This window comes from Curtobacterium sp. MCLR17_034 (genome assembly GCF_003234485.1).
GTDB lineage: Bacteria > Actinomycetota > Actinomycetes > Actinomycetales > Microbacteriaceae > Curtobacterium > Curtobacterium flaccumfaciens.
On record NZ_QKTH01000025.1, the window covers coordinates 1 to 16434 of the forward strand.

Here is a 16434-nt window from a genome sequence, read left to right on the forward strand (position 1 = left end):
GTCCACGGGGGCGAACTGCGCCGCCGCAGACCCCCGGGTACGCTCACCCCATGGCCACCCTCACGATCGCGGCGGCGCAGTTCGCCCCCGTGGACGACCCCGTCGCCAACCTCGACACCGTGCGCACCGCCGCCGTCGACGCGGCGGCCCGTGGCGCCGATCTCCTCATCACGCCGGAGTACACCTCGTACTTCGCCGCCGACATCGACGATCGGTTCGTGGCGGCCGCGCAGCCCCTGGACGGTCCGTTCGTCTCCGGCCTGCGTGAAATCGCCCGCGAGACGGGCATCGCCCTGATCGTCGGGGTCGCCGAGTCGGCGGACACGCCGGAGCGCTTCCGGAACACCCTGGTCGCGGTGCTCCCGTCGGGCGACCTGGCGGCGACGTACCGGAAGGTCCACCTCTACGACGCCTTCGGCTCGCGGGAGTCGGACCGCATCGAGTCCGGCGACCCGGAGCAGCTGCCGGTCTTCGAGCTCGGCGGAGTCCGCGTCGGGCTCGAGACCTGCTACGACCTGCGCTTCCCCGAGGTCACCCGGCGCCTCGCCGCTCCCGAGACCGGCGCGGCCGACGTCGTCGTCCTCCCGGCGGAGTGGGTGCGCGGCCCCGGCAAGGAGCACCACTGGCGCACGCTCCTCACCGCCCGCGCGATCGAGAACACCGTCTGGGTCGTCGGGGTCGGGCAGACACCGCCGATCGGGATCGGCGGCTCGGTCGTCCTCGACCCGTCGGGCGTGGCGGTCGCCTCGGCCGGCGCTTCGCCGACCACGCTCACCGCCACGATCGACACCACCGTCACCGACGCCGTCCGACGGGTGAACCCGTCGCTGTCGCTGCGGCGCTACGACGTCGCACTGCGCACCCTGCCGGGAGGCCCGGGGCAGCCCTGACGCGTCGGTCGCGTCCCCGACGCGGTCGCGTCTCAGGCGCCGGGGCGCGCTCCGAGGGTCGCCAGGCGTGCGGCGGCGTCCTCCAGGACACTCCGGCGCTTGCAGAACGCGAAGCGCACCAGGGACCGGTAGCCGGAGACCCGGTCCGGGCGGACGAACGCCGAGACCGGCACGCCCGCGACACCGGCCAACGCGGGCAGTTCGAGGCAGAACGCACGGGCGTCGTCGTACCCGAGCGGCGCGGCGTCGGCGAGCACGAAGTACCCGCCGTCGGGTCGCATCACGTCGAAGCCCGCCGCCGTCAGTCCGTCGGCGAGCAGTTCGTGCTTCGCGCGCAGGTCGGCGGCGATGCCGGTGAAGACCGCGTCGGGCAGGCGGAGTCCCACGGCGACGGCCGGTTGGAAGGGCGCGCCGTTCACGAACGTCAGGTACTGCTTCACCGTCGTGATCGCGTCGACGAGCGCCGGGGGAGCGGTGAGCCAGCCGACCTTCCACCCGGTCGTGTTGAAGGTCTTGCCGGCGCTCGACACCGACACCGTCCGCTCGGCAGCGCCGGGCAGGGTCGCGATGGGCGTGTGCGGGACGTCGAACGTCAGGTGTTCGTAGACCTCGTCCGTGATGATCACCGCGTCGCGCTCGGTGGCCAGGTCGACGATCGTCTGCAGCACCTCGGTGGGCAGGACCCGGCCGGTCGGGTTGTGCGGGGTGTTCACGAGCACGGCGCGGGTGCGGTCGGTGAAGGCCGCGCGGAGCGTGCGCTCGTCGGGCAGGAAGTCGGGCGCGGTGAGCGGGACCGTGACGTGCACCCCGCCGGCCAGCCGGATGAGCGCGCCGTAGGCGTCGTAGAACGGCTCGAAGGTGATCACCTCGTCACCGGGTTCGACCAGCGCGAGGATCGTGGCGGCCAGCCCCTCGGTGGCGCCGGCGGTGACGAGGACCTCGCGGTCGGGGTCCACCTCGAGCCCGTACCACCGCTGCTGGTGCTCGGCGATCGCCGACCGCAGGTCAGGGGTGCCCCGGCCCGGCGGGTACTGGTTCACGCCGTCGCGGATCGCCTGCACCGCGGCCTCGAGCACCTCGGCCGGCCCGTCCTCGTCGGGGAAGCCCTGCCCCAGGTTGACCGCGCCGGTGCTGGCGGCGAGGGCGCTCATCTCGGCGAACACCGTCGGTGCGGGGACCCCGTCCGGTCCCAGCAGCATCGCTCCGTCGGCGGCTCGCAGCCACGGTCCTGCCTGGCGCATGTGGTTCCCTCCCGTGCGGGCGACGACGTGTCGCGCTGAACGGACCCCAACCTAGCTGTCCGTCCCGCGGCGGACCGGGCCACCGTGTACAGCGCACGCATAAGATCGCCAGGGGTGGCTCGCAGCCTCGCCAGAAGGACCGCTCAGGTGCTTGCGACAGACTGCACGAGCTTGAAAGGAGCACGTCCAGCATGACCGACACCACGCCCAGCGGGCAGGGCGACGACCGCCGTCCGGACGATGCGGCTCCGCCTGCCGCCAGTGAGGACGCCGCAGCAGCGGCCACGAGAGGGAACACGTCGATGCCGAACGACTCCGACCAGCCGGACGAGACCCCTCGCCCGAACCAGAACCAGAACCAGAACCAGAACGACGAGACGACCCCGGACCACACGGACGTGATCCCGTCGTCGACGGACCACCCGACCGACCGCTACACCGCGCCGTACCCCGCCGTCTCCGGCGACTCCTCGGGTGCGCAGCAGGGCGGCTACGGCCAGCAGACGTCGCCGTACGGCCAGCAGTCCCAGCAGAGCCAGAACCCGTACGGCCAGCAGTCGCAGTACGGCCAGCAGACGCCGCAGGCCCAGAACCCGTACGGCCAGCAGTCGCAGTACGGCCAGCAGACGCCGCAGGCCCAGAACCCGTACGGCCAGCAGAGCCAGTACGGCCAGCAGTCCCAGAACCCCTACGGGCAGCAGAGCCAGTACGGCCAGCAGCCCCAGAACCCGTACGGCCAGCAGTCCCAGTACGGCCAGCCGGGCGGCGAACGCCCCCGCTACGGCGAGTACGCCCAGCCGACGTCCTCGACCGCTCCGAGCTCGTCCTCCGAGTACGCGAACGCGTCCGCGCAGGCTCCGCAGTCGGCCACGAGCGGCTTCGGTGACGTCGACGGCGCGAACCAGCGCAACGGTCACTACTTCAGCGACGACGCCTCGGGCGCCGCGGCGACCACGACGACCAAGGACCGCTCGGGCCGCAGCAAGCTGCTCCTGCCGGTCATCGCCGCGGCCATCGCCGGTGGTCTGGTCGGCGGCGGTGCCGGTTGGGCCGTCTCCTCGGGCAACGACGGTGGCAGCGTGGTGTCCTCCGGTTCGTCGCAGGGCGGCAACCTGACCGTCAACGACTACGACTCCGCCACCGTGGTCACGGCCGTCGCGGCACAGGCGACCCCGTCCGTCGTCACGATCAACGTGTCCGCGAGCAACGAGGCCGGCACCGGTTCCGGCGTGGTGATGAGCAAGGACGGCTACATCGTCACGAACACCCACGTGGTCACCCTCGACGGCGACAGCTCGAACGGCCGGATCACCGTCACGACCTCGAACGGCAAGATCTACGCGGGCAAGCTGATCGGTACCGACCCGACGGTCGACCTCGCGGTCATCAAGATCGATGCGACGGACCTCAAGCCGATGGAGTTCGCGGACTCGTCCAAGCTCAACGTGGGCGACACCGCGGTCGCGATCGGCGCGCCCCTGGGCCTGTCGAACACCGTCACCGACGGCATCGTCTCGACGCTGAACCGCAGCATCCAGGTCACCTCGAGCGCCCCCAGCGAGGGTGGCGACTCGAACGAGGGTGGCAACGGCGGCTCGGGTCCCTTCGACTTCTGGGGCAACGGGGACAACGGCAGCAGCTCGTCCGCGAACACCACCGTCTCGCTCCCGGTCATCCAGACCGACGCATCGATCAACCCGGGCAACTCCGGCGGTGCGCTGCTCGACTCGAAGGGCCGACTGATCGGCATCAACGTGGCGATCGCCTCGGCCGGCAGCTCGTCGTCGTCGGAGTCGGCCGCCGGCAGCATCGGCGTCGGCTTCTCGATCCCGGCCAACCTGGTCAAGAGGGTCGCGAACGAGATCAAGGACAACGGCTCGGCGACCCACGGTCTCCTCGGCGCAACGGTCGGCGACGCCACCGAGGACGCCAGCGCCACCCAGGTCGGCGCCCTCATCAAGTCGGTGTCCAACGGCGGTGCCGCGGCGAAGGCCGGTCTGCAGAAGGGCGACGTCGTCACGAAGATCGGTTCGGCGTCGGTCTCCGACGCCACCGACCTGACCGCGCAGGTGCGCTTCTTCGCGGGTGGCGCCTCGACGACGATCAGCTTCGTCCGCGACGGCCAGACCCGCCAGGCCGACGTGAAGCTGGGGACGTTCGACAGCAAGGGCTGACGCCACCACACGACGGACAGGAGGCCCGGGGCACGACGTGCGCCGGGCCTCCAGTCCGTCACGGGGCGCGTCCCGCGTCGACGCAGGTGGGCGGTTCGGCCTCTTGATAGGCTCATGGTCGCTCTGCGGGGCGGCACCGCCCCGGTGCGTCCCGTGCCGCCAGCCAGCACCCCGAGGTACGCATGCAGTCAGACGGACAGCCCCTGCCGGGCGTCTCGTACGTGATGCCCGTGCTCAACGAGGTCACCGAGGTCCGGGCCGCCGTCGGCAGCCTGCTCGACCAGGACTACACCGGCCCGTTCGAGGTCATCCTCGCGCTCGGGCCGTCGATCGACGGCACGAACGAGCTCGTCGCCGAGATGAGCGCTGCCGACCCCCGGATCCGCGCGATCGACAACCCGGTCGGGTCGACGCCCGCCGGGCTGAACGTCGCGATCCGTGCGTCCGTGCACCCCGTCGTCATCCGGGTCGACGCGCACTCGGTCCTGCCCACCGACTACACGCGCATCGCGGTGCACACGCTCCTCGAGTCCGGTGCAGACAACGTCGGCGGCATCATGCGCGCCGAGGGCCGCACCCCCTTCGAGCGGGCCGTCGCCCTGGCCTACGGCAGCCGTGTCGGGCTCGGTGGCACGCCGCACCACGTCGGCGGCACCGCGGGCCCGGCCGAGACCGCCTACCTCGGCGTGTTCCGACGCGAGCGGCTGTTCGACGTCGGACTCTTCGACGAGGGCATCAAGCGCGGACAGGACTGGGAACTCAACCGGCGGCTGCGCCAGACCGGTGGGACCGTCTGGTTCACGCCCGAACTCGTCGTCACGTACCGCCCGCGGCCGAGCCTGAAGCGCCTGGTGCGGCAGTTCGTCGCCACCGGGCTGTGGCGCGGCGAGCTCGCCCGTCGGTTCCCGGCGAACAACGGCCTGCGCTACTTCGTGCCGCCGGCCATGGTGGCGGCGATGGCGCTGGGCATCGTCGCCGGGCTCGTCGGCATCGTCGGCGCCGTGCTCGGTACCCCGCTCGCCTGGGCGCTGCTCGGGTTCGTGGTGCCCGTCGTCTACCTGCTCTTCGTCGTCCTGGGGTCGATCGCCGTGGCGCGCCGCTCCGGGCTGCCGACGCTCCTCTGGCTGCTCGTCGTGCTGCCCTGCATCCACGTGGCCTGGGGGCTCGGGTTCATCATCGGGTTCCTGACCCGCACGTCCGAGCTGACCACCCACACGGGACGGTGACCGAATGACCGACCAGCCCACGACCGGCCGCGGATCCGCACGGCCGACCTCGATCGCCGAGCTCCGGGCCGTCGCCCAGCCGGACGAGGTCCGTGCCCGCGCCAACGCCGAGCACTGGACGGCCTCGCTGTACCTGCGCGACGTCTCGCCGTACCTGACCTGGGTGCTCCTGAAGACCCGCGTCAGCGCGAACCAGGTCACCGGCCTGATGATCCTGGTGGGCTGGAGCGTCGCCGCCGCCCTGCTCATCCCCGGCATCTGGGGCGCCGCGCTGGCGCTCGTGCTCGGCCAGCTGCAGATGCTCGTCGACTGCTCCGACGGCGAGGTCGCCCGGTGGCGCGGCACCAAGTCGCCCGCCGGGGTGTTCCTCGACAAGGTGGGGCACTACACGACCGAGGGCCTGATCCCGGTCGCGCTCGGCATCCGGGCAGCCACCTGGCCGATCCACGACGCCGACTGGATGTGGACCACGATCGGCTGCGCACTCGGCCTGGTCATCGTGCTGAACAAGGCCCTCAACGACATGGTGCACGTGGCCCGCGCGAACGCCGGGCTCGACAAGCTCGTCGACCGACGGGACGCCTCCACCGCGCCGTCGGGTCGGAAGCTCGCCTCGCTCCGCCGTCTGGCGAAGTTCCTGCCGTTCCACCGCCTGTACCACTCGGTCGAGCTGAGCATGCTCGCGTTCGTCTTCGCCCTGCTCGCCCTGGTGATCGGCGACCCGCTCGCCAGCCGGATCCTGGTCGGTGCGCTGTTGCCGCTCGCGGTGCTCGCGACGGTCGGGCACTTCCTGGCGATCATCGCCTCGAAGCGGGTCAAGGCGTGACCGACGACACGACGGTGCCCGGAACGCTGCGCCGCCACGCGGTGGTGCACCGCGGACGACCGCGCGTCGCCGTCGTGAGCCTGTCGCAGGGCACCCGGCCGGACGACCTGCGCCGCGGGCTGGACAGCGTGCTCGCGCAGCAGGACGTCGAGCTCGACGTCGTCTGCGTCGGCAACGGCTGGGCGCCGACCGGGCTGCCGGACGGCGTTCGGGCGCTGGCCCTGCCCGAGAACGTCGGGATCCCGGCCGGGCGCAACGCCGGGGCCGAGGTCGTCGACGGCGACTACGTGTTCTTCCTCGACGACGATGCGTCGGTGCCGTCGCCGACGTTCCTGCGCGACGCGATCGCGGTGTTCGAGCACGATCCGTCGCTCGGCCTCGTGCAGCCGCGGGTCGTCGACCCCACTGGCGCCGCGAACCCCCGCCGGTGGGTGCCGCGGATCCGGAAGGGCGAGCCGGACCACTCGTCGCCGGTCTTCTCGGTCTGGGAAGGCGCCGTCGTGCTGCCGATGGACGTGTACCGGGCGGTCGGTGGCTGGGGTGCCGAGTACTTCTACGCCCACGAGGGCATCGAGCTCGCCTGGCGCGTCTGGGACGCCGGCCGTCGGACCTGGTACGCCGGGGACCTCGTCGCGCACCACCCCGCGATCGACCCGGCGCGGCACACCGAGTACTACCGGTTGAACGCCCGGAACCGGGTGTGGCTCGCTCGGCGCAACCTGCCGGCGGTGCTGCGACCGCTGTACGTGGGGTCGTGGGCCGCGATCCAGATCGCGCGCTGGTGGCGTCACCCCCGCCGACTGGCCACCTGGTTCGGTGGGATCCGTGAAGGATGGACGACCGACTGCGGTCCGGTCCGCCCGATGGGCTGGCTCACAGTCGCACGGATGACCATCGCAGGGCGGCCGCCGGTCGTCTGACCCGCCCGCCCCGTACCGCCCGAGCAGACCCGGAGAAGGACCATGTCGATCATCAGCGACCTGCGGACCGCACTGCGGCTCGTCGAGCGACTCCTGACGTCGCGCCGGAGCCGGCGGCAGCTCGCACAGCGACTGCCGTCCGCGCCGAAGCCGACGCCCGGTTCGGTCGAGATCGCCGTGTACTTCGCCGACGGTCCGGTCAACATGTACCAGGTGCGCCAGTGGTACGCGCCGCTGGCCGAACTCGCGAAGACGCACCCGGTGGCGATCGTCTCGCGGAGTCCGGGCACCATGCTGACCCTGCTCGACGAGTCGCCCGTGCCCGCGGTCTACGCCCGGCAGGTGGTCGACCTCGAGCACTTCGTCGACACCCAGGCGCCGAAGGTGGTGCTGTACGTCAACCAGAACGCCCGCAACTTCCAGATGATGCGGTACGGGCGGATGTGGCACGTCTTCGTCAACCACGGCGAGAGCGACAAGATGTACATGACCACGAACCAGTTCAAGGCGTACGACTACGCCCTCATCGCGGGGGACGCAGCACGCGATCGTCTGGCCGAGGCGCTGTGGGACTACGACCTGGACGCCCGGACCATCGCGATCGGACGCCCGCAGGCCGACCACTTCGCCGGAGCGGCCCCGTACCCGGACGACGACCGGACCGTCGTGCTCTACGCCCCGACGTGGGAGGGCGACCGCGGTGCCGCAGCGTACGGGTCGATCGCGTCGCACGGCACGGTCATCGCCGAGCGGGTGCTGGCGTCGCCCCGCCACCGTCTGGTCTACCGCCCGCACCCGCGCAGTGGTGTGCTCGAACCGGCGTACCGCGCGGCGCACGAGCGGATCGTGGCGGCGATCAGTGCGGCCAACGCCGCCGACCCCGCCGCGCACCACCTGTACGACGACGGCGGTGACCTCGGCTGGCAGCTGGCGGACGCCGACGTGGCGATCACGGACATCAGCGCGATGATCTACGACCGGCTGGCGGTCGGCAAGCCGCTCATCGTCACGCGACCGGTCTCGCCGGAGGCCGACGTCGACGAGCGGGGCTACCTGAGCGACGCGAACTGGCTGACCGCGGCCGATGCTCCGTCGGTGCTCGCCCGTGTCGACGCGGCCGCGAGCGACGCCGAGGAGCTCGCGCGCCTGCAGCACTGGGTCGCGCGGTACTTCGGCGACACGACCCCGGGTGCCGCCACGGAGCGGTTCCACGAGGCCGTGGAGTGGCTGCTCGAGCGGTGGCGGACCGTCGCGGCCGAACGCGACGGGCGCTGACGGCCGGTCGTCACCCCGGGTGGTCCGTGGAGCAGGTCGGCGCAGGGTCACGGCTGGAGCCCCGGCCCGACGAGTGACATCCGCCAGAGGTACTCGGACCGGTCGGGCCGGCGCCACCGCACGATGACGACCCCCGTGTCCTCGGGGTCGGCGCCGAACACCGCCAGCGACAACGACCTGCCCGGGTCGAGGCGGCGCACCGCGAGCGGCGGGCAGTAGCCGTTGCCCAGATGGGTGAGGGAGAGCCCGTCGACCGGCTCGGGGCCGGTGTTGACGAGGTCGTACCGACGCGGTGCGTGCGATCGGTCGACGGCGAACGGGACGGCGTACGCGGTTGGTGGGTGGTGCATGGGTGGAACGCTAGGGGGAGGGTCCGACGGCGGGACCCCGGGGGCGCTCACGAGGGCCGGGGCTGTGGAGTGAGCCGGCGATACCGGTGTTGGTGCAGGGGGAGTACCCCGGCCGGTCAGGAGCCGTAGTCGGCCGCGTACCGGGCCAGCGCGGCCTCGATGGTGCCGTCGAGCTGCAGACGACCCTTGTCGAGGTACAGCCCCCGGTCACAGAAGCGGCGGAGGTCCTTGTCGCTGTGGGACACGAAGAACAGTGTCCGGCCGCCGGCCAGGAGCTGCTCGATCCGCTTGTAGCACTTCTCGCGGAAGGCCTTGTCGCCCACCGCCAGCACCTCGTCGACCAGGATGACCGGTTCGTCGAGCCGCGAGATCACCGCGAACGCGATACGGACCTTCATGCCGCTCGACAGGTGCTTGTAGGGGGTGTCCACGAAGTCGGCGATCTCGGCGAAGTCGATGATCTCGTCGAAGGCGTCGCGGATCTCGGCCCGCGACATGCCGTGCAGACCCGCCGTCAGGTACACGTTGTCGCGCACCGTGAGGTCCCCGACGAAGCCACCGGTGATCTCGATGAGCGGGGCGACGCCGGCACCCACGTCGACGCGGCCCTCGTCGGGCAGCATGACCTGGGCCACGAGCTTCAGCAGGGTCGACTTGCCCTGGCCGTTCCGTCCCACGACGCCGATCGCCTCGCCCGGGCGGACGTCGAACGAAACGTTGCGGAGCGCCCAGAACTCATCGGCACGCTTGCGGCGCCCGCGTCCGGCGAACAGGTCCTTGAAGTTCCGGCTCGCGCGGCGGTTGCGCTTGAAGCAGATGCCGGCGTCGCGCACCGAGATGACCGGTGCGACGGTCTCGGTGCGACGGGTCTGGTCGGTCGCGGTCATCACAGCTCCTTCAGCACGCGGTGCTCGCTGCGGCGGAACACCGCGAAGCCGATCACCAGGACGATGCCGGTCACGACCACCGAGGCGCCGACCTCGAGCCAGTCGAGCTGGCCGGGGAAGAACGCCGCGCGGTACATGCCGAAGATGCCGGTGAGCGGGTTGATCGCGGCGATGTCGCGCAGGGCGGAGGGCAGCGCGTGCGTGCCGTAGATGATCGGGGACGCGTAGAACAGGAACCGCAGCACGAGCTTGGTGGCGCGCTCGAGGTCACGGAAGAAGACCACCAGCGGGGCGACGATGAGGCCCAGACCGTAGACCAGCGCGCACTGCAGCACGATCGCCAGCGGGAAGAACACGACCTGCCAGTGCAGGTGGGCACCCGTCGCGATCGCGAAGGCCGCCAGGACCGGCAGGCTCAGCAGGAACTCGATGCCCTTCGACGCGATGATCCGTGCCACCCAGATGGTGCGGGGGATGGTGGTCGAGCGGATGAGCTTCGATTCCTTGATGAACGCCCGGGTGGAGTCGGAGACGCCGCCGGTGAACCACATCCACGGCAGCAGCGCGGACAGCAGGAACACGATGTACGGATCCTCACCGACCGAGCCGCGGTGGAACACCTGCGTGAAGACGAACCAGTAGATCCCCGACATCACGAGCGGGTCGAGGATCGACCACACGTAGCCGAGCGCCGACGTCGAGTAGCGGACCCGGAGGTCGCGGACGGTCAGCAACCACAGGGCCTGACGATAGCGCCGACCGGCGCTCCGGGCCTTCGCGGGTGCGGGAGCCACGGGCGCGGTCGGCGCACTCGCTGTCGTCACGGTTTCCCTCCGGGCGGAACCGCCGAGGGGGTCCTGACGGTGGTTCAGGCGAACAGGTTGTTCGCGCGCTCGAGGTCCTCGGCGAAGTCGATCTCGACCGCGTACAGGTCGGAGATGTCGATCGGCGTCCAGCGTAGCCCGTCCTCGGCGATGGCAGCCTCGATGCCGCCCTCGAAGTACTCCTGGTCGTCGACGCGCCCGAGCTGGCGGATGAGGGCCTGCTTGTCGGCGGCGGAGACGTAGTTGATGCCGACGGCTTCGCCGAGACCCCCGACGACCTGCTTCGAGAGCTTGTGGATGAAGCCCTCGGCGTCGACGGTGTACTTGACCTCTTCGTCGGAGACCTTGTCGGTGTTGACGCTGACGAAGGAACGGCCCTCGTCGATCATGTCGGCCGCACGGACGAGCGCCATCGGGTCGAAGACCACGTCGCCGTTCATCCAGAGGACACCGCTCTTGCCGGTGGCCTTGAGGGCACGCAGCAGGCTCTTCGAGGTGTTGGTGGAGTCGTAGGACTCGTTGTAGACGAAGTTCGCGTCGGGGAACGCCTCGACGATGTGCTCCGACTTGTAGCCGACGACGATCGTCACGCGGGCGCTCGAACCGAACGCGGCGCGGATGTTGTCGAACTGCTGCTGCATGATGGTGCGGCCGTCACTGAGCTCCGTGAGCGGCTTCGGCAGGCTGCGGCCGAGACGGCTGCCCATCCCCGCTGCGAGGATCACGATCTGCGTGGTCATGCTGGTCCCTTCTGGTGTCCGCCCGCGCACCCTGGGGTACGGGCGGGCCTCGTCGAGTCTGCGCTTCCAACGTCCGAGTTGCCCGAGAACCGGTCGCGTCGACGTGGTCGTCGCAGCGAGGAGGCTGCCGGGATCGCCTGCTGGAGCAGGTTTCCAAGTGGTGAACACTCCTTCGTGCCCTGGTGAATGATACGGAAACACCCCCTCGTGGGGTACGGGTCTGCGTGCTTCGTACTCAATTCGTGACCCTGGCCGCGACGGTTCCCGACGGTCGGAGAGCGTTGGTACGGTGGGTCGATGCCAGCGCGAGCAGAGAATGAGGACGTGTACGCCACGGCCGACGCTGCCTGGATGACCGAGGCGGGGGACGCCGACGACGCGGACACCGCCGCGGCTGCTGAGGACGACGCAGCCGACGACGACACGGGGGACACTGATGCGGACGACGCCGCCACTGATGACGCGATGACCGACGGGACGGCGGTCCGCACCGACGCGACGACGGAGAACCACCCGGACGACGCGACGACCGGCACCGACGCGACGACCGGCACCGACGCGACGACCGAGACCCGCACCGACGACACGACGACGGACAACCGCACCGACGACGCGACGGCCGCAGCGCCCCGCCCCGCGAAGGCGCGCAACGGCAAGGGACGCACCAAGCGCCCGGCGAAGGCCGCCCCGCGGACCGACGCCGCGCCTCCCGTCCCGACCGACGCGGACGACGCGACGGACGTCGCCGACCGGGCGAGCACCGCCGCGCCCGCGGCGAAGAAGCGTGCGCCCCGCACCGCCGCCCCGAAGCAGCCGCAGACGCTCCAGCCCGTGGTTCTCGCAGCGAGCGGCCTGGTCAAGCGGTACGGGCAGACCCTGGCCGTCGACGAGGTCGACCTCGAGATCCGGCAGGGCTCCATCTTCGGCGTGGTCGGCCCGAACGGCGCCGGCAAGACGACGACCCTCTCCATGATCACCGGACTGCTGCGCCCCGACGCCGGCTCGGTGACGGTGCTCGACCACGACGTCTGGGCCGACCCGACGGCGGCGAAGCGCAGTCTCGGTGTGCTGCCGGACCGGCTCCGCCTGTTCGACCGGCTGACCGGCGCGCAGCTCCTCTACTACTCGGCCACACTCCGTGGGCTCGACGGTGCCACCGCCCGGAAGCGCAGCGCCGACCTCGCCGAGGCCTTCGGGCTGGGCGAGGCGCTCGGCCGCCAGGTCGCCGACTACTCCGTCGGCATGGCGAAGAAGATCGCCCTGGCCGCGACCCTGATCCACTCGCCGCGGGTGCTCGTGCTCGACGAACCGTTCGAGTCGGTCGACCCGGTGAGTGCGGCGACGATCACGGACATCCTGCGCCGGTACACCCGGGGTGGCGGCACGGTCGTGCTGTCCAGCCACTCGATGGAGCTCGTGCAGCGCACCTGTGACTCGGTCGCCATCATCGTCGGCGGCAAGGTCCTGGCGTCCGGCACCATGGCCCAGGTCCGCGGGCGCAAGAGCCTCGAGGACAAGTTCGTCGAACTCGCCGGCGGTCGTGTCGTCGCGGAGAGCATGGAATGGTTGCACAGCTTCTCCGGCTGAGGGCGGACCTGCTCGCGGGCGAGGTCCGCGGCACCGCCCGCCGGTCCGTCGCCGTCGTGCTCGCCAGCCTCGTCGGGCTCCTCGCCGCCGTGTTCGTCGCGTCGCAGACCATCGCCCTCGGTGACGCCGACCCGGACGTCGCGCGTGCGGTCCTCGTGCCCGTCGGCACCCTGATCACCTTCGGGTTCACGGTCGTGCCGCTCGTCGTCGGCCGGAGCGACCAGCTCCACCCGCGGCGCTTCGCGGTCTTCGGCATCGAGCGCCGTCGCCTGGCGATCGGACTCGTCGTCGCCGGCCTCGTCGGCATCCCGGTGATCGGTGTGGTCGTCGTCGCGGTCGGCCAGGTCGTCGCCTGGGCTCGCGACCCCGGTCTCGGGCTGCTCGCGGTGCTCGGCGGGCTGCTCGGCGTCGCCACGTGCGCGCTCCTCATCCGGGTCTGCTGCACCGTCGGCTCCCGGCTGATCGGGCCGGACCGCTCCCGCGACGCCGGGTGGCTGGTGGCCCTGGTCATCATCGCGCTCTCGATCCCGACGGTGGCGCTGCTGCTGCGCGTCGACTGGCTCGACCCGCAGGGCGCCGAGATGCAGCGCGTCGCGGACGTCGCCGGGTGGACCCCGTGGGGTGCCGCGTGGGCCGTGCCCGCCGAGGTCGCGAGCGGCCACGTCGGCGCCGGTGTCCTGAAGCTCCTCGTCGCGGTCGCCGTCGTCGCGCTCCTCGCCTGGGCGTGGTGGGCACTCGTCGGCCGTGCGCTCGAGACCGTCGACGACCGCGCCCGCACCCGCCGCTACCAGGGCCTGGGCTGGTTCGACCGGTTCGGTTCGGCCCCGGTGTCGGCCGTCGCTGCCCGGGCGCTCACCTACTGGGTGCGCGACCCGCGGTACCGCACGTCGTACCTGATCATCCTGCTCGTGCCGATCGTCGTCATCCCGCTCGGTGTCGCCGGGGTGCCGTGGCAGTGGACCGCGCTCGTGCCGCTGCCGCTGATGGCCCTGATCGCCGGGTTCCTGCCGCACAACGACGTCTCGTACGACAACACCGCCGTGTGGCTGCACGTCGCCTCGGGTGCGCCCGGGTGGAGCGACCGGCTCGGTCGTGTCGTGCCCGTGCTGGTCGTGGGGGCGCCCGCGATCGTCGCCGGGGCCGCGCTGTCCGCCCGGCTGTTCGGAGACTGGGCGGCGTTCCCGCTGCTCATCGGCGTGAGTGCGAGCGCGCTGTTGTCCGGGCTCGGGTTGTCGAGCGTCCTGTCCGTGCTCATGCCCTACCCGACGGTGCGGCCGGGCGACCACCCCTTCCAGCAGCCCCAGGCCGCCGGCGTCACCGCCACGGTCGCGCAGGCGTCCATGGTGATCGGCATCGTGCTCTGCACGGTCCCCGCAGCCTGCCTCGCGGTGCTGGCCGTCGTGCAGGGTCCGGAGCCCTGGTCGGTGCTGACGCTCCTGGTGGGCATCGGGGTCGGTGCCGTCGTGCTCGTGATCGGTGTCTCCGCCGGCGGGCGCCTGTTCGACCGCCGCGGACCCGACCTGCTCGCCGCGGCACAGCGCAACTAGCGACACAGCGCAACGAGCGGCGCAGCGCATCGAGCACCGAGCGAATCCGCGCGACTATCGCCCAGCGCGGACGAGCGGCGCGCCCGAGGGCGGACCGTCGTACCCTGGACCCATGAGCATGACGGAACCAGGCGGCGGCCTCGACGTGATGGACCGGGAGCTCGAGAAGCTCCTCGAAGACGAAGCGATCGAACCCGGTGACCACGAGCGGTTCTCGCACTACGTGAAGAAGGACAAGATCCTGCAGTCGGCCCTGTCCGGCAAGCCGGTCAAGGCCCTGTGTGGCAAGAAGTGGATCCCGGGTCGCGACCCGGAGAAGTTCCCGGTCTGCCCGGACTGCAAGGCCATCTACGAGAAGATGAAGGCCGAGTAGACGCGACCAACAGACGGACGGGAGGCCCGTGGCGACGCCGCCACGGGCCTCCCGTCCGCCTGTCGGTCGCTTCGTGAGCAGCAATGGTCGGGTCCGTCACGCAGACCCGACCATTGCTGCTCACGAAGCGGCGTCGCGCGACGCGACGCGCGCGCGACGCGCGCGTGCCCTAGATCACCAGGGTGGGGATGGCGGGGTCGCCGCGCCCGATGCGCGACGCGTCGGCGGGCAGCTCCGCCTTCGCGCGCTTGTGGTGCGCGCGTGCGGCCTCGACACCCTGCGTGCCGAGGAACGCCGGGTCGACCTCGCCGCCGGTGACCACGGGGACCAGCAGTGGCCGCTCGTCCGGCCCGACCTGCGCACCCGTGAGCACGATCTCGGCGGTGGCGACGCCGTTGCGGAGTCGTCGGCCCGCTTCCTTCCGGCCGCCGATCGACGCCTTGTCGGCCGACTTCTTGGCGACGGGGACCCAGTCGCCGCCGTCCGCGTCCCGGTGCGCGACGAGCTTGAACACCATGCCGGCGGCCGGGTGCCCGGAGCCGGAGACGACCGAGGTGCCGACGCCGTACGAGTCGACCGGGGCGGCCCGGAGCGCGGCGATCGTGTACTCGTCGAGGTCGTTCGTCACCGTGATCTTCGTGCCCGTCGCGCCAAGGCGGTCGAGCTGCGCACGCACGGCGGCGACGACGGACGGCAGGTCGCCGCTGTCGATCCGGACGCCGCCGAGCTTGCCGTCGGTGAGCCGGACGGCCGTCTCGACCGCGGCCTCGATGTCGTAGGTGTCGACGAGCAGGGTCGTGCCGTTGCCGAGCGCGTCGAGCTGTGACCGGAACGCCTGTTCCTCGGAGTCGTGCAGCAGCGTGAAGGCGTGCGCGGCGGTGCCCATCGTGGGGATGCCCCAGGTGCGCCCGGCCTCGAGGTTGCTCGTCGCACCGAAGCCGGCGATGTAGGCGGCACGGGCGGCGGCGACGGCGTTCCACTCACCGGTGCGGCGGGAGCCCATCTCGGCGAGCGGGCGGCCGTCGGCGGCGGACACCATGCGGGCGGCGGCCGAGGCGATCGCGGAGTCCGCGTTGAAGGTGCTCAGGGCGAGGGTCTCGAGCACGACGGCCTCGGCGAAGGTGCCCTCGATCTGCAGGATGGGGGAGTTCGGGAAGTAGACCTCGCCCTCCCGGTAGGCGCGGACGTCACCGCTGAACCGGTAGTCGGCGAGCCACGCGGCGGTGCCGGCGTCGATGACTCCGCGGTCGCGCAGGAACCCGATCTCCTCGTCGCCGAAGCGGAAGTCCCCGAGGGCGGTGAGGAAGCGTCCGAGCCCGGCCGCGACGCCGTAGCGGCGGCCGTCCGGCAGCCGCCGGGCGAACACCTCGAAGACGCATCGGCGGTCGGCGGTCCCGTCCTTCAGGGCGGCGTCCACCATGGTGAGCTCGTACTGGTCGGTGAGGAGCGCGCTGGTCACGTCTCCGACACTAGTGACGTGACCCTCGGGAGGCGCGGATCCCCCCGGGCGCCCGGCCTGCGTGGCGCGCGTGGTCGCGTCGGTGCTCGTCGGCGGGCGTCGGTACGCTGGTGCC

At 71.6% G+C, this 16434-nt stretch carries 15 protein-coding genes; 9 read left to right on the forward strand and 6 right to left on the reverse strand.

What is annotated here, in order from left to right; genetic code table 11:
• Positions 1 to 50 precede the first annotated feature (50 nt).
• Entirely contained in the window at positions 51 to 890 is an 840-nt protein-coding gene (locus DEI98_RS17215; protein WP_111101445.1) for a carbon-nitrogen hydrolase family protein, read from the forward strand.
• A gap of 32 nt (positions 891 to 922) precedes the next feature.
• On the opposite strand, the gene DEI98_RS17220 is transcribed toward DEI98_RS17215, so the two are convergent.
• On the reverse strand, positions 923 to 2131 hold the full coding sequence (locus DEI98_RS17220; RefSeq protein WP_111101446.1) for an aminotransferase class I/II-fold pyridoxal phosphate-dependent enzyme: 1209 nt from the start codon (positions 2129 to 2131) through the stop codon (positions 923 to 925).
• 191 nt (positions 2132 to 2322) lie between these two features.
• On the opposite strand from DEI98_RS17220, the gene DEI98_RS17225 reads away from it, so the two are divergent.
• The 5 genes from DEI98_RS17225 (at position 2323) to DEI98_RS17245 (ending at position 8552) form a co-directional block, all read left to right on the forward strand.
• The gene (locus DEI98_RS17225; protein WP_258370930.1) at positions 2323 to 4305 is read left to right on the forward strand and encodes a S1C family serine protease; all 1983 of its coding nucleotides are present in this window, start codon (positions 2323 to 2325) and stop codon (positions 4303 to 4305) included.
• 182 nt (positions 4306 to 4487) lie between these two features.
• On the forward strand, positions 4488 to 5531 hold the full coding sequence (locus tag DEI98_RS17230; protein ID WP_111101447.1) for a glycosyltransferase family 2 protein: 1044 nt from the start codon (positions 4488 to 4490) through the stop codon (positions 5529 to 5531).
• Between the two features lie 4 nt (positions 5532 to 5535).
• Entirely contained in the window at positions 5536 to 6357 is an 822-nt protein-coding gene (locus DEI98_RS17235; protein WP_110864465.1) for a CDP-alcohol phosphatidyltransferase family protein, read from the forward strand.
• A gap of 44 nt (positions 6358 to 6401) precedes the next feature.
• Positions 6402 to 7277, forward strand: coding sequence for a glycosyltransferase family 2 protein (locus tag DEI98_RS17240; protein WP_110864506.1), 876 nt, complete (start codon positions 6402 to 6404; stop codon positions 7275 to 7277).
• Between the two features lie 42 nt (positions 7278 to 7319).
• A complete protein-coding gene (locus DEI98_RS17245; protein WP_111101448.1) occupies positions 7320 to 8552 on the forward strand; it encodes a CDP-glycerol glycerophosphotransferase family protein in 1233 nt (410 codons plus the stop codon).
• A 47-nt stretch (positions 8553 to 8599) separates the two neighbouring features.
• Here the strand turns inward: DEI98_RS17245 and DEI98_RS17250 are convergent, their stop codons facing one another.
• The 4 genes from DEI98_RS17250 to DEI98_RS17265 all read right to left on the reverse strand — a co-directional run bounded on the left by DEI98_RS17250 (position 8600) and on the right by DEI98_RS17265 (position 11353).
• Positions 8600 to 8902 carry a hypothetical protein gene (locus DEI98_RS17250; RefSeq protein ID WP_071405447.1) on the reverse strand — a complete coding sequence of 101 codons (303 nt, stop codon included), beginning with the start codon at positions 8900 to 8902 and terminating at the stop codon, positions 8600 to 8602.
• A gap of 116 nt (positions 8903 to 9018) precedes the next feature.
• Positions 9019 to 9789, reverse strand: a complete 771-nt coding sequence (locus tag DEI98_RS17255; protein ID WP_071405446.1) for an ABC transporter ATP-binding protein — start codon at positions 9787 to 9789, stop codon at positions 9019 to 9021.
• Entirely contained in the window at positions 9789 to 10613 is an 825-nt protein-coding gene (locus DEI98_RS17260) for an ABC transporter permease (protein WP_084741093.1), read from the reverse strand. The genes DEI98_RS17255 and DEI98_RS17260 overlap by 1 nt, the downstream gene beginning before the upstream one ends.
• Positions 10614 to 10657: 44 nt before the next feature.
• Positions 10658 to 11353, reverse strand: coding sequence for an NTP transferase domain-containing protein (locus tag DEI98_RS17265; RefSeq protein ID WP_110862735.1), 696 nt, complete (start codon positions 11351 to 11353; stop codon positions 10658 to 10660).
• Between the two features lie 297 nt (positions 11354 to 11650).
• On the opposite strand from DEI98_RS17265, the gene DEI98_RS17270 reads away from it, so the two are divergent.
• From DEI98_RS17270 to DEI98_RS17280, 3 genes are all read left to right on the forward strand, one after another.
• Complete coding sequence (locus DEI98_RS17270) at positions 11651 to 12940, forward strand: ABC transporter ATP-binding protein (protein WP_258370931.1); 1290 nt, start codon at positions 11651 to 11653, stop codon at positions 12938 to 12940.
• A complete protein-coding gene (locus DEI98_RS17275; RefSeq protein ID WP_111101449.1) occupies positions 12916 to 14487 on the forward strand; it encodes an ABC transporter permease in 1572 nt (523 codons plus the stop codon). The genes DEI98_RS17270 and DEI98_RS17275 overlap by 25 nt, the downstream gene beginning before the upstream one ends.
• A gap of 112 nt (positions 14488 to 14599) precedes the next feature.
• A complete protein-coding gene (locus tag DEI98_RS17280; protein WP_099051947.1) occupies positions 14600 to 14860 on the forward strand; it encodes a DUF3039 domain-containing protein in 261 nt (86 codons plus the stop codon).
• 169 nt (positions 14861 to 15029) lie between these two features.
• Here the strand turns inward: DEI98_RS17280 and DEI98_RS17285 are convergent, their stop codons facing one another.
• The gene (locus tag DEI98_RS17285; RefSeq protein WP_111101450.1) at positions 15030 to 16319 is read right to left on the reverse strand and encodes a nicotinate phosphoribosyltransferase; all 1290 of its coding nucleotides are present in this window, start codon (positions 16317 to 16319) and stop codon (positions 15030 to 15032) included.
• Positions 16320 to 16434: the final 115 nt, after the last annotated feature.

Bases quoted from the DNA above. Each gene is read 5' to 3' on its own strand.
- DEI98_RS17215 (WP_111101445.1), top strand. From the start codon at position 51: ATGGCCACCCTCACGATCGCGGCGGCGCAGTTCGCCCCCGTGGACGAC.
- DEI98_RS17220 (WP_111101446.1), bottom strand. From the start codon at position 2,131: ATGCGCCAGGCAGGACCGTGGCTGCGAGCCGCCGACGGAGCGATGCTG.
- DEI98_RS17225 (WP_258370930.1), top strand. From the start codon at position 2,323: ATGACCGACACCACGCCCAGCGGGCAGGGCGACGACCGCCGTCCGGAC.
- DEI98_RS17230 (WP_111101447.1), top strand. From the start codon at position 4,488: ATGCAGTCAGACGGACAGCCCCTGCCGGGCGTCTCGTACGTGATGCCC.
- DEI98_RS17235 (WP_110864465.1), top strand. From the start codon at position 5,536: ATGACCGACCAGCCCACGACCGGCCGCGGATCCGCACGGCCGACCTCG.
- DEI98_RS17245 (WP_111101448.1), top strand. From the start codon at position 7,320: ATGTCGATCATCAGCGACCTGCGGACCGCACTGCGGCTCGTCGAGCGA.
- DEI98_RS17250 (WP_071405447.1), bottom strand. From the start codon at position 8,902: ATGCACCACCCACCAACCGCGTACGCCGTCCCGTTCGCCGTCGACCGA.
- DEI98_RS17255 (WP_071405446.1), bottom strand. From the start codon at position 9,789: ATGACCGCGACCGACCAGACCCGTCGCACCGAGACCGTCGCACCGGTC.
- DEI98_RS17265 (WP_110862735.1), bottom strand. From the start codon at position 11,353: ATGACCACGCAGATCGTGATCCTCGCAGCGGGGATGGGCAGCCGTCTC.
- DEI98_RS17270 (WP_258370931.1), top strand. From the start codon at position 11,651: ATGCCAGCGCGAGCAGAGAATGAGGACGTGTACGCCACGGCCGACGCT.
- DEI98_RS17275 (WP_111101449.1), top strand. From the start codon at position 12,916: ATGGTTGCACAGCTTCTCCGGCTGAGGGCGGACCTGCTCGCGGGCGAG.
- DEI98_RS17280 (WP_099051947.1), top strand. From the start codon at position 14,600: ATGAGCATGACGGAACCAGGCGGCGGCCTCGACGTGATGGACCGGGAG.